This window comes from Flavobacterium polysaccharolyticum (assembly GCF_038739875.1).
Taxonomy (GTDB): domain Bacteria; phylum Bacteroidota; class Bacteroidia; order Flavobacteriales; family Flavobacteriaceae; genus Flavobacterium; species Flavobacterium polysaccharolyticum.
Genome location: NZ_JBCGDP010000008.1, coordinates 143,303 through 159,614, shown reverse-complemented (window position 1 = coordinate 159,614; position 16,312 = coordinate 143,303). Strand labels below are relative to the sequence as shown.

Annotated in this window: 8 protein-coding genes; all 8 read left to right on the top strand. The window is 35.9% G+C overall.

From position 1 onward, the window contains the following. The first annotated feature begins 62 nt into the window (after positions 1-62). The 8 genes from WFZ86_RS10035 (at position 63) to WFZ86_RS10000 (ending at position 16,304) form a co-directional block, all read left to right on the top strand. Positions 63-1,298 carry an NAD(P)/FAD-dependent oxidoreductase gene (locus WFZ86_RS10035; RefSeq protein ID WP_342691814.1) on the top strand — a complete coding sequence of 412 codons (1,236 nt, stop codon included), beginning with the start codon at positions 63-65 and terminating at the stop codon, positions 1,296-1,298. Between the two features lie 165 nt (positions 1,299-1,463). After that, positions 1,464-2,876 (top strand): APC family permease, encoded by a 1,413-nt coding sequence (locus tag WFZ86_RS10030; RefSeq protein WP_342691813.1) that lies wholly within the window; start codon positions 1,464-1,466, stop codon positions 2,874-2,876. Between the two features lie 191 nt (positions 2,877-3,067). Continuing rightward, on the top strand, positions 3,068-5,317 hold the full coding sequence (locus WFZ86_RS10025) for a S9 family peptidase (protein WP_342691812.1): 2,250 nt from the start codon (positions 3,068-3,070) through the stop codon (positions 5,315-5,317). A 55-nt stretch (positions 5,318-5,372) separates the two neighbouring features. Further along, positions 5,373-8,432, top strand: a complete 3,060-nt coding sequence (locus tag WFZ86_RS10020; RefSeq protein WP_342691811.1) for a beta-L-arabinofuranosidase domain-containing protein — start codon at positions 5,373-5,375, stop codon at positions 8,430-8,432. 31 nt (positions 8,433-8,463) lie between these two features. Then, positions 8,464-10,155 carry a DUF885 family protein gene (locus tag WFZ86_RS10015; RefSeq protein ID WP_342691810.1) on the top strand — a complete coding sequence of 564 codons (1,692 nt, stop codon included), beginning with the start codon at positions 8,464-8,466 and terminating at the stop codon, positions 10,153-10,155. 50 nt (positions 10,156-10,205) lie between these two features. Next, on the top strand, positions 10,206-12,896 hold the full coding sequence (locus WFZ86_RS10010) for a DUF5695 domain-containing protein (protein ID WP_342691809.1): 2,691 nt from the start codon (positions 10,206-10,208) through the stop codon (positions 12,894-12,896). Between the two features lie 6 nt (positions 12,897-12,902). Then, positions 12,903-15,047, top strand: coding sequence for a family 43 glycosylhydrolase (locus WFZ86_RS10005; RefSeq protein ID WP_342691808.1), 2,145 nt, complete (start codon positions 12,903-12,905; stop codon positions 15,045-15,047). 45 nt (positions 15,048-15,092) lie between these two features. Next, positions 15,093-16,304 (top strand): M24 family metallopeptidase, encoded by a 1,212-nt coding sequence (locus tag WFZ86_RS10000; protein ID WP_342691807.1) that lies wholly within the window; start codon positions 15,093-15,095, stop codon positions 16,302-16,304. Positions 16,305-16,312: the final 8 nt, after the last annotated feature.

Below are 16,312 nucleotides of genomic sequence, written 5' to 3'. Positions count from 1 at the left end.
AGAAACTATAATTTAACGGTTAACAAAAAATCTTGTCGCCAAATTTTTAATTGAGAGTAATAATGAAAAAAGTAAGTATAATTGGTGGAGGTATAATAGGTTTGTGTTCTGCTTATTATTTGGCTAAAGAAGGTTATGAAGTAGTTGTTTTTGATAAATCAGACATGAATGACGGTTGCTCTTACGGAAATGCAGGAATGATAGTTCCTTCACATATTATTCCGCTGGCTCAGCCTGGAATGATTGCACAGGGAATAAAATGGATGTTTGATAGCCAAAGTCCGTTTTATGTTAAGCCCAGATTAAATATAGATTTAATGAATTGGGGTTTACAGTTTTATAAACATGCCAATTTGAAACATGTCGAAAAAGCGATGCCCGCCCTTTGCGATTTATCACTTTTAAGTAAAGAACTCTATCAGGATCTAGCAAAAGAAAACAACTCTTTTTTCTATGAAGAAAAAGGGCTTTTGATGCTTTATAAAACGGATAAAACCGCAGAAGAAATTCATCACGAAGGAAAGTTGGCTGAAGATTTAGGCCTAGAAGTTGATTTTCTTTCCAAAGAGGAAGTTTCAAATTTAGAGAAAGGAACCGCTACAAATGTTATTGGCGGTGTTCATTACAAAAGCGATGCACACATCTATCCGCAAAAGTTTATGCAGTTTTTAAAAGATGAACTGGGCAGATTGAATGTAAAAATTCATACCCAGACAACTGTAGTAGATTTTTTCTTAAAGAATAATACCGTTTCAGAAATTATAACAGATAAAGGAAATTTTTCAACCGATGAAGTTGTTTTGGCAACAGGATCGTGGAGTCCGCATATTGCTAAAAAACTAAACATCAATATTTCAATTTTACCGGGAAAAGGATATAGTTTTACGTTAAAAGATCAAAGCCATAAACCATCAATTCCGAGTATTTTATGTGAAGGAAAAGTGGCTGTCACACCTATGAACAATGATATTCGTTTTGGAGGAACTATGGAAATCACACATACGAATGATATCAAAATCAATCAAAACAGAGTTCGGGGAATTTTAAATTCAATTAATGATTTTTATCCTGATTTGAAAATAGAAATGCCAAAAGAGCAAGACATCTGGTTCGGATTCAGACCTTGTACACCTTCAGGAATGCCCATAATTGCCAAAGATAAAAGACTAAAAAATCTAACGGTAGTTACAGGACACGCCATGATGGGCTTAAGTCTGGCACCGGCAACAGGCAAATTAGTTTCGGAGATTATTTCTGAAAAGCCAACTTCTGTCGATACTCAAATGTTTCAACTCTAAAAAATCAGCTTCATGTTTAATTAAAAATGAAGCTGATTTTTTTTACATAGAATTTTAAATTATGATTTAAAAACCTAATCATATTAGATTTTTAAAGTACCTAAACAAAAAATAAAAAACAAACCAAACAAACCAAACAAACCAAACAAACCAAACAAACCAAAAATGACAACAAATAATCAGGAAGAATTTAAAAAAGAACTCGGCCTCTTCGACGGAACCATGCTTGTCGTGGGTTCGATGATTGGTTCAGGAATATTCATCGTTAGCGCCGATATTGCCAGACAGGTCGGTTCTACAGCATGGCTTGTTTTAATCTGGCTGATTTCGGGAATTATCACCATGATTGCCGCAGTAAGTTATGGAGAATTAAGCGCCATGTTTCCTAATGCGGGCGGTCAGTATGTGTATTTAAAAGAATCTTACAATAAATTAATAGCGTTTTTATACGGTTGGAGCTTTTTTGCCGTGATCCAGACAGGAACAATTGCAGCGGTTGGAGTTGCTTTCTCTAAATTTGCAGCATATTTGATTCCCGCATTCAGCGATGAAAATATAGTATATCAATTAGGAAGTTTTAAGCTTAATGTTGCTCAAATTGTTTCTATAATAACGATTATTTTTCTGACTTACCTGAACACCCTAGGTGTGAAAAACAGCAAAATTCTACAAACGATTTTAACGATTATAAAAATTCTGTCTATTTCAGGATTAATTATTTTCGGATTTACCTTAGCTGCCAAAGCTTCTGTTTGGGATGCTAATTGGACAGATGCTTGGACTCCGCATTTTTTTAATACAACTAGCGGTTCCTGGATGCCAATTGGTACTACAGCCTTGATTTCAGGAATTTCTGCTGCAATGGTGGGTGCTTTATTTTCTAGTGATTCCTGGACCGGTGTTACTTTTATCGCTGGAGAAATTAAAAATCCAAAACGTAATGTAGGTTTAAGCATGCTTTTAGGAACATTTATAGTGACAGTAATTTATGTATTGACCAATTTGATGTACGTCGCTGTTATTCCGCTTAACGAAATTGCGGGTGCAAAATCAGACAGGGTAGCAGTAGTCGCAGCACAATATATTTTTGGAGATATAGGAACACTCATTATCGCATTGATGATTATGATTTCGACCTTTGCCTGTAACAACGGATTAATTATGGCTGGAGCCAGAGTCTATTATACAATGGCAAAGGATGGTTTGTTTTTTAAAAAAGCTGCAAGACTAAACCAAGCGAGCGTTCCTTCGTGGGCACTTTGGGCACAATGTTTATGGGCTTCTGTATTATGTCTTACCGGTAAATATGGTGATTTATTAGACTTTGTAATTATCATCGTACTTATCTTTTATATCCTGACCATTTACGGAATTATCATTCTCCGCAAAAAAATGCCCGATGCAGTTCGTCCTTATAAAGCTTTAGGTTATCCCTTTTTACCTTTATTGTACATTATAATAGCCTCAGCAGTGTGTGTTTCATTATTGTTTACAAAATTTTCTACTTGTGGATGGGGTGTTTTGATTATGCTAATTGGGATTCCGATTTACTATTTGATAAAAGAAAAAAATTATTAATTAATTTGACGTTTAGTGGAAACCTAATAGGTTTTTAAAACCTGTTAGGTCTATCGTTTCAATACAAATTTGTATTTAATAACTGTTTTTTTATCACATTCTTATTTCGATGGTTAATATAATCTTACTATGTGATAATATTGACCCATTGATGTCAATAAATACTATATATTTTTATGAATATTAAAATTATGAAGACAACTGATAAAAAAATAAGTGTGTTTTTAACACTTTTTTGGTGTTTAACAAGTTATGCTCAGGGTACACTAAAAGAGTACAAGAGCGCTAATGCCTTAGATTCGTTATTTAAGAATAAAGTAGTTAATACTCCTAAGGATTTTCATTGGATTGGAAATGATTACGTATGGTATACCAATAATCTATTGAAAGGGAAAGAGTTTATTTTGGCAGATACGAAAAATCAAAAGCAATCATTAGCTTTTGATCACAATAAATTAGGACAGTCATTATCAAAAATTTTAGCTAAAGAAGTAAATCCTAAAGATCTTCCGATAGAAAATTTAGAGTTTGATAAAAACCTGTCAACATTAGTTTTTACAACCGAAGCATTGAAATTTTCATATAATTTAAATGCCGATGAGCTAAGTAAAATCGGAGATTACAAAAAGCAGTTAAATAAAGAGGAGTATTGGGGAGATAACTTTGATGAATTGGGCAATAAACCTGTTGGCTCTCCGGATTCTTTACATGTCGCCTTCATAAAAAATTACAATTTATACATTAAGGATAAAAAAACAAAAGTTGAAACACAATTGAGTTACGACGGCTCAAAAGGATTTTACTATTCGTCTTATTTGCAATGGTCGCCAAACAGTAAAACCATTATGGCGTATAAGGTACGTCCTGGCGAAGAGCATAAAATTTATTTTGTAGAGTCGAGTCCAAAAGATCAGTTTCAGCCAAAATTGCAAACTAGAGATTATCTAAAGCCAGGAGATCAGTTACCATTTAAAAGTCCACAACTGTTTCTAGTGGCTTCAAAAAAACAAATCCAGATTCCAACCGATTTGTTTCAGGAGCAATATGACATTTCAGGAATTGAATGGAAAAGCGACAGTAGTGCTTTTCTTTTTGAATTCAACCAAAGAGGACATCAGTTGTATCGTATTTTGGAGGTAAACGCGATAACAGGAAAAGTGAGCGTTATCATAGAGGAAACAAGCCCAACTTTTGTGGAATACAGCGGAAAAAGATACCGCTATGATCTTAAAAAAAGTAATGAAATTATTTGGGCTTCAGAACGTGACGGATGGAATCATTTGTATTTATATGACGCGCTGAAAGGAAAAGTAAAAAATCAGATTACCAAAGGAAACTGGCCAATCAGAAAAGTTCTAAAAGTTGATGAAGAGAAAAAACAAATTTATTTTACAGCCAGCGGATTAGACAGCGATCAGGATCCTTATTTGTTACATTATTGCAGAATTGACTTTAACGGAAAGAATTTTAAAAGATTAACAACAGAAAACGGCAATCATAAAGTAACATTTTCTCCAGATTACATCTATTACGTAGATCAATACTCTCGGGTTGATACACCACCTGTAACGGTCTTGAAAAGCATCGAGACACAAAAAACAATTTTGGAAATGCAAAAAGCGGATATTTCGGTATTAAAGAATACTGGCTGGATTGCACCGGAAGTTTTTACAGCCAAAGGAAGAGATGGAAAAACCGACATTTGGGGAATAATTGTACGTCCAACCACTTTTGACCCAAATCGTAAATATCCAATCATTGAATATATTTATGCAGGTCCTCAGGATTCATTTGTTCCAAAGAATTTTCAATCCTACTATTGGGCCATGTCGTCTTTGGCAGAATTAGGATTTATTGTGGTGCAGATTGACGGAATGGGAACTTCAAACCGGTCAAAAGCTTTTCATGACATTTGTTACAAAAACCTCAAAGATGCTGGTTTTCCCGATAGAAAACTTTGGATGAAAGCTGTAGCTACCAAATATCCTTATATGAATATTGATAAAGTAGGTATTCACGGAACGTCAGCAGGAGGACAAAATGCTGGAGCAGCATTGGTTTTTAATTCTGATTTTTATGATGTTGCTGTAGCTTCCTGCGGTTGCCACGATAATAGAATGGATAAAATGTGGTGGAATGAACAATGGATGGGGTATCCGGTTGGACCAGAATATGAAGCTTGTTCAAATACAGCAAATGCAGCACAATTAAAAGGAAATCTGATGTTGATTTTGGGAGAACTAGACGACAACGTAGATCCGGCATCGACCATGCAATTTGCAAATGCCTTAATAAAATCCAATAAAAACTTTGAATTGGTTACAGTTCCGGGAATGGGGCATTCTGCTGGAGGTGATTTTGGCGAACGCAAACGAAGAGATTATTTTGTAAAGCATTTATTAGGTGTTATTCCGCCGAGCTGGGAAGAAATTTATAAGTAGAAATTTTTGAAAGAGAAAAAAGAGGTTTTGTAAATCATAAGAAAAACAATTCAGAATGAAAATATATCAGTTATTTTTTGGTGTCATACTAAGTTTTTGGGCATCGTGTGGAACAACTTTGCACGCACAAACAGGTGATCAGATTTTGGACGGAATTGGCGAAACAGGATTAATTGCCCGATATATATTTGATGGTAATACAAAAGACTGGTCACGAAATAATTGGCACGGAAAAATTCAGGATTCAAAAGGAAAATTTATAAATGACGAACAGTTTGGAACTGTACTTTCTTTGCCTGCAGACAGTAATGCTTTTGTTTCTCTTCCAGGCGAAGCATTATTAGGAGAAGAATCGTTAACCATAACGGGATGGTTTTATTTACGTTCCAATCAAATAGGACAACGTTTTTTTGATTTCGGAAAAAATACACAATCTAATTTCTTTGCTTCACCAACCGGAACAAAAGAAAAAGAAGGATATCATGCTGAAATTACCGCAGAGGTAAAGAATAAATATCAAACTAAATCTGTGGTTTTAGAAATTAATAAATGGAACCATATAGCATTAGTAATCAACATTCCTTCAAAATCGATTAGCACCTTTTTAAACGGTGTCTTGGTAAGTGAAACCAAAAATGTAGCCTTAGAATTAAATCAGGTATTGGATACTAATTTGGCAGGAAAAAACCTTTTGTATATCGGAAAATCATTAGAAACCGGAGATCCTTTTCTTGATGCCAAACTGCACGATTTTAGAATTTACAGAGTTCCATTAGAAGAAAAACAAATTGCCAGAATTTATCATAATGCATTAAATGAAAACCAGGAAGAAGTATCAGAAGAAGAGCAGATAGTAGAGCTGCCGGTATTTTCAAAAACAATTCCTCAGCTTTATAATTCTTATTTGGCAAGCGTTTCAGACATCAGAGCAGAAACAGCAGTGGGTTATCTTCCAAGATTGCCAAGCTATGTAAAAGGAACTTATAAAAACGGAATTGCTGGTCCTGAAGTAAGAGTAATTTGGCCTTCGCCGAAGGACAATAGTTCCGTGCAAAAAGTGGGGCAATATACTATAATCGGCAGCGTTCCGGGAACCGATTTTAAGCCAAAAGCAATTGTTACTGTAAAAGATACAAAGGCAGCCGTTGCCCCTCAACGCAAATTGGAAGCGTTCAAATTGGATGAAGTTACCCTGAATGATGATCTTCACGGAAATCATACCAAATTTGAAGAAAATCGAGACAAGTTCATCAAAACATTAGCCACGACAGATCCGGATTCTTTTTTGTATATGTTTAGAAATGCCTTCGGACAAGAGCAACCAAAAGGAGCAGAACCGCTTGGCGTTTGGGATACTCAGGAAACCAAACTACGTGGGCATGCAACAGGGCATTATTTAACCGCAATTGCGCAAGCATATGCAAGCACAGGTTATGATAAAACATTGCAAACCAATTTTGCAGATAAAATGCAATACATGGTCAATACATTGTATCAATTGGCACAATTGTCAGGAACTCCGAAAGAAACTGGTGGCGCATTTGTTTCAGATCCGACGGCAGTTCCGCCAAGAGCTGGAAAAACTGATTATGAATCCGAACTCAGTGCAGAATCCATTCGTACCGATTACTGGAATTGGGGCAAAGGATATATCAGTGCCTATCCGCCAGATCAATTCATCATGCTGGAAAAAGGAGCAACTTATGGAGGGCAGAAAACTCAAATTTGGGCACCTTATTACACGCTTCATAAAATTCTTGCCGGTTTAATGGATGTTTACGAAGTAAACGGCAACGAAAAAGCACTTGCAACAGCCAAAGGAATGGGAGACTGGGTTTATGCGAGAATGAAAAAATTGCCAACCGAAACCCTGATTAGTATGTGGAACCGATATATTGCAGGCGAATTTGGCGGAATGAACGAAGCGATGGCAAGATTGTACAGAATCACAAAAGATCCTCATTATTTAGAAGTAGCCCAATTATTCGACAATATAAAAGTGTTTTATGGCGATGCAAACCATTCGCATGGACTAGTAAAAAATGTAGATACTTTTAGAGGATTACACGCCAATCAGCATATTCCGCAAATTATGGGTGCACTCGAAATGTACCGCGATTCAGGAACGTCTGAATATTATCAGGTTGCCGATAATTTCTGGAATAAAACCACAAATAATTATACGTACAGCATTGGTGGAGTGGCCGGAGCACGTAATCCCGCTAATGCAGAATGTTTTATCAGTGAGCCGTCAACCATTTACGAAAACGGATTTTCATCTGGAGGTCAAAACGAAACCTGTGCCACTTACAATATGCTTAAGTTAACAAGCGACTTGTTTCTTTATGACCAGCGCGGTGAATTAATGGATTATTACGAACTCGGACTGTACAATCACATTCTTTCTTCCGTAGCAGAAAATAGTCCGGCAAATACGTATCATGTTCCCTTAAGGCCAGGTGCTGTAAAACAGTTTGGAAATCCACATATGACTGGTTTTACCTGTTGCAACGGAACTGCAATTGAAAGTAATACGAAGTTTCAAAATTCGATTTATTTCAAGAGTGCTGCGAATGATGCGATTTATGTAAATCTTTACATTCCGTCAACTTTAAAATGGACAGAAAGGAATGTCATTATAGAGCAAAAAACTTCTTTCCCAAATGAAGATCATACACAATTAACCATAAAAGGAAATGGAAGTTTTGCAATCAATGTTCGTGTGCCACATTGGGCGGTTAAAGGATTTTTTGTGAAGATAAATGGTAAACCCGAAAAAGTAAAAGTAACACCGGGTAGCTATCTCAGGCTAAATAAAAAATGGAAAGACGGCGATACAATCGAATTGCAAATGCCATTTGATTTTCACTTAGAACCCGTAATAGATCAACAAAATATCGCTAGTTTGTTTTATGGACCAATATTGCTGGCCGCCCAAGAAACAGAACCACGAAAGGACTGGCGCAAAGTGACATTAGACGCAAAAAATATTGGAAAAACAATAGAAGGAGATCCGAAGAAATTAGAGTTTAAAATCGATGGAACACTATACAAGCCATTTTACGAAACCTACGGACGTCATTCGGTTTATTTGGATGTCACTTTGAAAGAATAATGAAATAGCATTAAAACATTAAAACAAAAGCATGAAAAAATTAATTCTAAGCCTTATTTTATTTTTATTTATGGTAACACCTTCCTTTTCCAGCGAACTTATCGATGTCGTGAATACTTTTCAGGCAGACAAAACAGCGCTGCAAAATTTTTATTCCAATAACGAATCCGAAGAATATTATGTGAGGTTTTCTAAATTTTATGAAGAGTGGGGAAAAAAGGTAAAAAGTATTGATTTTAAAAATTTATCAAAAGACGGAAAAGTAGATTATCTGTTGCTAAAAAATCTAATTAGCAGGGAAGATTATTTTTTACAGATCGAATACAAATCATATAAAGAAATAGTTTTGGTTTTAGATTTTTCAGCTGATATCAATCTTTTTATTCAGGAAAGAAGAAGAGGAAAACGCCCGGTGGCCAGTCAATTAGCAAAAGTATTTGATATTGCCGGAATTACTATTGACAAAAAAACAGAGCTGCTCAAAAACAAACCTTTTAAAGACTGGTTTGCAGCAGACAAAGCCGCAAAAACGATAGTTTCTTTTGAAAAATCATTAAAAGAAGCTTATGATTTCTATTACAGCTATGACCCCGATTTTACTTGGTGGATGGAAAAACCGTATAAAAAACTATCTGAAAAACTAAAAGGCTATGAGGATTTTTTAAGAGCCAATTATTCTAAAACAAGTCTAAAAGATGATGGTAGCGGGATTGTTGGAAAACCAATTGGAAGAGAAGCTATTATAAAAAGTCTTGCGTTCGAATATATTCCCTATTCTCCAGAGGAATTAATTTTGGCAGCTCAAACTCAGTTTGAATGGTGCAAAAAAGAAATGATCAAGGCATCTACAGAATTAGGTTATGGAAATGACTGGAAAAAGGCATTGGAGCACGTTAAAGATACTTATGTTCCGGCAGGCGAACAGCCACAGGCGATTACGAATCTATACAATCAATCGATAAAATTTATTGAAGACCGCGATTTAATCACCTTACCTGATTTGACAAAAGAAACTTGGCAGATGATTATGATGACTCCGGAACGTCAGAAAGTGAATCCATTTTTTACGGGAGGCTGGGAAATAAGTATTTCGTATCCAACAGAGGATATGGATCAGAAAGATAAATTGATGAGCATGCGTGGTAACAATCCAAATTTTTCTTTTGCAACGGTGCAACACGAACTGCTTCCTGGACATAACCTACAGTTTTTCATGAACAGTCGTTACAAGTCCTATCGCCAGCTTTTTGATACTCCTTTCTGGATGGAAGGTTGGGCTTTGTATTGGGAAATCAATCTTTGGAATAAACAATTTCCGCAAACTCCAGAACAAAAATTAGGAATGTTATTTTGGAGAATACACCGTTGTGCCCGAATCATTTTTTCATTAAAATATCATTTGGGCGAAATGACTCCACAGCAATGTATTGATTTATTAGTGAATGAAGTGGGGCATGAATACGCAAATGCAGAAGCAGAAGTAAGACGTTCCTTTGCCAGCGGAGATGCACCATTATACCAGGTTGCTTATATGACAGGCGGTTTACAGTTTTATGCTTTAAGAAATGAATTGTTAGCCAAAGGATGGACAGAAAAACAGTTTCATGACAGGGTTTTAAAAGAAAATATTATGCCTGTAGAAATGCTCCGGATTTTATTGGAGGATTTGCCTGCCGAGGAAGATTATAAAACAAAATGGAAGTTTTCGACTGATTTTAAATAATAAAAAGTATCACTGAATAGCTTTTATTCAGGTTTTAAAAACATCAAATTATGAAAAAAATAAAAGTATTGGCTTTGACAATTTGCTGCTTAATTGCTTCGGATAACTTACAGGCACAGGAATATTGGGATAAGATTAAGGCGAAAAAATCAACGCTCGAAACAGACCAAGGATTCCTTAATCTGAATACAAAATCTTTTGAACTAAAATTGTTAAAATCATCTCAAACTGTAGCGGCTTTATCTCCTGTTAGCGATAAAACGTTTGATTTCACCCCAGGAGAAAGACTTTCTGTTCGCGACAAAGACGGTTTATATCAATTAGGAGATATTAATCTTCGTATAAAGACAGCAGACGGAAGCTGGAAAAGTTACTCGACGGCTGCAAAACGTGCTTCGGTATCGGCTTTAAGTGCTTCGGGAAATGTTCTCGCAGCAGCGGATCTTTCGAATACATTACCAACTGATATTCCTGTAACAATAAAACGTTTTTACGAACAGAAAGACGGGAATTTAATATTGCGCTTTGAAATTACCAACAAATCAGATAAGGCTCAGGAACTAGGAGCTTTGGGAGTTCCAATGGTTTTTAATAACATTTTGGAGGGAAAAACATTAGATCAAACTCACATCGATAATGTATTTTTTGATCCTTATATTGGCAAAGACGCCGGTTATCTGGAAGTGAAAAGATTAAGCGGTCACGGGCCGGTCTTGTTGTTGCTTCCCGAAGAAAATATGTCTTTTGAAGCCTACCGTCCATTATTGGATGATGAAACGCCCAGAAGTATTGTTTTTGAAGGCTTCCACGAATGGATGTCATTGAGCAAAGCCTATGCAGACCAGGAATGGAAAAGTGCCGACCAATGGAATACACCAACTTCATTAATCCTAAAAGCAGGAGAATCTAAAAGTTTTTCTTTGAGATTTGTATTGGTTGATGAGATAGAAAATATTCAAAAATCTTTAATTCAGAACGAACGTCCGGTAGCGGTTGGCGTTCCGGGTTATGTTTTGCCTAAGGATGTTGATGGACAGCTTTTTCTGAAATATAAAAGGGCAGTAAAATCTATTAAAATTGAACCAGAAGGAGCTTTAGTTGTAGAAGAAAAATCAAAAAATAAGAACGGATATTTTCAATACACAGTTCACGGCAAAAAATGGGGAAGAGCAAGATTAACTGTGGTTTATGAAGATGGATTAGAACAATCAATCAATTATAAAGTCATAAAATCGGAAACAAGTGTGATTAATGATTTTGGACATTTCCTGACAACAGCCCAATGGTTTGATGAAAAAAATGATCCTTTTCATAGAAATCCTTCGGTAATCTCTTATGATTATGAAACCAAAAAGCAAGTAAGTCAGGATAGTCGTGTCTGGATCGCTGGTTTAAGTGACGAAGGCGGGGCAGGTGGCTGGCTGGGTGCTATGATGAAAGAATTAATAGCTCCAAATAAAGAAGAAATTCAAAAACTGGAACAGTTTGTCGATAAAACATTATGGGGCGGCATTCAGTATAATACAGCTGATACGTTAAAGTACGGTGTTAAAAAAAGTGTTTTTTATTACGAGCCAAAGTTAATGCCTGAAGGTACATACAGCAAAGATATAAATTATAAAACCTGGGCTGCATGGGATAAAAAAGGTTCTGACGATCCTGGAAGATCTTTTAATTATCCGCACGTTGCAGCTGCGCACTGGACGATGTATCGCTTGGCAAGATATCATGATGGTTTGGTTACCAATCATGCGTGGGACTGGTATCTGAAAAATGCTTATGAAACCACTATTGCTATGACCAGATTGGCACCTTATTATGCACAGTTCGGACAAATGGAAGGAACAGTATTTTTATTGATTTTGAAAGATTTAAAAGCGGAAGGATATACTGAAATGGCCAATAATCTGGAATCCAAAATGAAAGAAAGAGCAGATCATTGGAGAACACTGAATTATCCGTTCGGAAGTGAAATGCCTTGGGATTCTACAGGTCAGGAAGAAGTGTATACGTGGTCAGTTTATTTTGGATATAACGACAAAGCAAAAGTTACTATGGATGCTATTTTGGCTTACATGCCAACAATGCCGCATTGGGCGTACAATGGAAACGCCCGTAGATATTGGGACTTTTTATATGGAGGAAAATTATCAAGAGTAGAGCGTCAGATACATCATTATGGTTCGGCTATAAATGCGATTCCGGTATTAGAGCAGTTCAGAAAAACACCTGATAATTTTCATCTCTTAAAAGTTGGATACGGAGGTTTATTGGGCGGAATTTCAAATATTACCGAAGATGGTTTCGGTCCTGCTGCTTTCCACTCTTATCCTGAAACCTTGCAAATTGATTATTTATCAGGAGATTATGGATCCGGTTTCTTTGGTTATGCAGTTAATACGGCTACTTTTATTACCAATGAAAAAGAATACGGCTGGCTGGCTTTTGGTGGGAATCTAAAAGAAAAAGAGAACGAGGTTGAAGTTGAAATTACAACAGCAGCCAAATCTAAAATATTCATTGCACCAAAAAAACTTTGGCTTACTTTAGATGCTGGAACTTTTAGAAAAGTAAATTATAATACTAAAACTGGTGTTGTCAGCATTACTTTAAATCCTAAAACAGTGCACACGCCAGATGCGTATTTAAGAACTGATCAGGAGATTAAACTACCTTACGAAAAAGTAAGGGGCGCTTACAAGATAGCGTTAAAAAGCAAAGCTATTCAAATTAAACTGTAATATTCAATGCTGAAAAACAAACTATTTTACAGCTTAATTATCTTTGCATTTGCAGGAACCATTTTTGCACAAAAAGATGTTTATGTAAGTGCTCCCGGAGTAAAAAATCCAATTTTACCGGGTTGGTTTGCCGATCCCACAATCAAAAAGTTTGGAGACATTTATTATATCTATGCAACAACAGATAATGAAATGCTGGCATCTGGAGCCCCAACAGTCTGGTACAGCAAAGACTTTAAAAACTGGTATAATTATATCATGGAAATCCCATCCTTTTCAGCCCAGTCAATTACAAACTTTTGGGCTCCTGATATTGTAGAAGGTGAGGATGGAAAGTATTATTTGTATTTTGGAAATTGCGAAATTGGCTGTAATATTTATGGTTATGTTTCAGATTCTCCTGTTGGACCCTGGGAAAAATTAAGCAAAAAAGATGTTCCGGTAATTTCAAACGGTTATCCGAGAGAAAATTTCCCTTCACTCGACGCTCAGTTTTTTAAAGATACAGATGGTAAAATCTATAGTTATTGGGGTACTTGGGTGCATTATAATGGAGGTTATGCAGTGGGCGAATTAGATAAAGATTCGATGAACAAAATGAAAAACTCAACCAATATTCCACTTGAGCAAACTCCGGCACCTTTTGAAGCAGCTTACATCATGAAAAAAGGATCAAAATACATTTTAATGTATTCTGGTGCATCCTGCCATGATGAAACTTACAATGTTCGCTATTCATATTCTGATTCACCATATGGACCTTTTATTCCAGGAAAAAATAATCCGATTTTGAGTACCAATAACGATCAAACGGTACATGGCCCGGGACATCATTCGGTTTTGAAAGAGAATAACGATTATTATATCGTTTATCATAAACACGATTATCCAATGACCAGAGGCGGACTTGCCAGGCAGGTTTGCATGGATAAGATGGTATTTGAAAACGATTCAACAATCAAAACGGTTGTTCCTTCAAGTAGAGGAATAAAAGATTTGGTAAAATCGGAGGTTCCTGAAGACATCGCTTTTGGAGCAAAAACAACAGCTTCGTCTTTTTATCATCTAAAATCGACTCAATATGATTATGAATACAAGCCTTCTTATGCGACAGATGATAATAATGCCACAATGTGGAAAGCTTCTGATAATACAACGCCACAACATTTAATTATCGATTTAGGTTCAGAGAAGAAAATAAAAAGAATAATGACCCAATTTGAGTTTGCAAGTTATTATTACCAGTATACATTAGAATATTCTGTTAATGGAACCAAGTGGAATCTATATGCTGACAGATCTAAAAATCGGACAGCTGGAAGTCCAATGATTGATGATAGTGAGGTTAGGGCACGTTATGTAAAACTGACCATTTCAGCCTCAGAAAAAACCGGATTATATGCAGCAGTCTGGAATATTAAGGTCTATGATTCCTTATTTGATATTCCGTTGCCATTGAAAAATAAAGAATCTAAAACGTTTCCTGCTGTAAAAAGCACTAAGAAATTATTGGTAGATTTTGATGCAGCTACAATTCAAAGTAATTCAACAATAAGTACTGTTTTTAATAAAGGATTTATTGGAGGGGTTTTTACTAAAAATGGCGACGTTTCTTTGGAAAAAGTAGACGGAATAAAAGCTTTTCATTTTAAAAATGGTGCCTTTGTACTAGATAATCCAGTACCTGAAAGTCTTGCATGGAATGGCTCTTACACCCTAGCAACATGGGTTAAAAACCCAGAAATAGCAAAAGAAGGAGAAATTTTAGCCTCTTGGTGCGATAGGACTAGGTTTGGTCTTGCAAATTCATATAACGCCCTAGCTTACAACAGTGGACCTTATGGCGCAGGAGTACATTTAGACGGGCATTTTGACATGAAATTTAACAAACTTCCTGAGGCAGATAAATGGCATTATCTGGTTTTAACTTTTGATGGTGTTGTCGAGAAAATTTATGTAGACGGAGTTTTGGATAATTCGCAAAATATGCTTTTGTCTTCGGCCATCGATAAAGCTAAACTTATAATTGGTGCTTCAGATATTGGAGAGAATTTCTCGGGATTTATCGCTTCATTACGTATGTATGATTATGCTTTAAATCAGGATGAAGTAGTAAAACTGATGAACCAGACAAAACCTAAAAAAGAATAAAATAAGATTGATTAATTTAGCGGGTTAACGTAAAATTAGAAAAAAATGACAATAGGTGTAGGCGGTTCAAGTGCTGCAATTGAATTAGAAAAAATAGAAAACAGAATACTCGATGTTCAACCTATTCAATTAGAAGAATATCAGGAACGTATCAAAAAGGCGGTAAACCTAATGAAACAACTTTATGTTAAAGCAATGTATCTTAACGCGGGAACGAATCTGTATTATTTTACAGGAACACTTTGGAGTGCTTCTGAACGAATGGTCGGAGCGATACTTTTTGAAGATGGTTCTTTAGAATATATAGTTCCAAAATTTGAAGAAGGGACTTTTAACAAATATTTGAAAGTTCAGTCCAATATTAATTGCTGGGAGGAGCATGAATCTCCTTATGTTTTAGTTGGAAAATTATTGAATAAAAAGAATTTGACTAACGGAACTATTGCTATAGATGAATCGGCAGCTTATTTTTTAGTTGACGGAATTTCAAAGACCAATAATGTTTATGATTTTGTAACGGCACAAAACATTACATCATCATGCCGAATGCAAAAGTCTAAAAATGAAATTGCCATTATTCAAAAAGCAAAAGATATTACGATGGAGGTTCAACGAGCCGCTGCCAGAATCTTAAGGCCCGGAATCAGCGTAAGCGAAGTGACAGATTTTGTAAATAAAGCACATATAAAAGCAGGAATAACTTCAGGGTCTTACTTCTGTATTATTTTGTTTGGTGATGATACTCAATATCCTCATGGAGTAGCAGTTCCCCAGCTTTTAAAAGAAAATCAGGCTGTAATTGTTGATACAGGCTGCAGGTTAGAAGGCTATCTTTCTGATATTACAAGATCTTATGCTTTTGGAACTCCTTCAGAAGAATATAAAACGATTTGGAATCTAGAAAAAAAGGTACAGCAAACTGCTTTTGAAGCTGCAAAAATTGGTACTGAATGCTGTTTTGTAGATGATGCTGCCCGTAAAACATTGGCCAAAGCCGGATTAAGCCCTGATTATGATTTACCCGGATTGCCACACAGAGTAGGGCATGGCACCGGACTTGATATTCATGAATACCCGTATTTAGTCCGCGGAAGCGAAATAAAGCTACTCGAAGGAATGGTGGTCAGTAACGAACCGATGATCTGCGTACCGGGTAAATTCGGAATTAGACATGAAGATCATTTTTACATGATCGAAAAGGGACCAAAATGGTTTACAACTCCAATGCATAGTGTTGACAATCCGTTTGGGTATTAATTTTATTA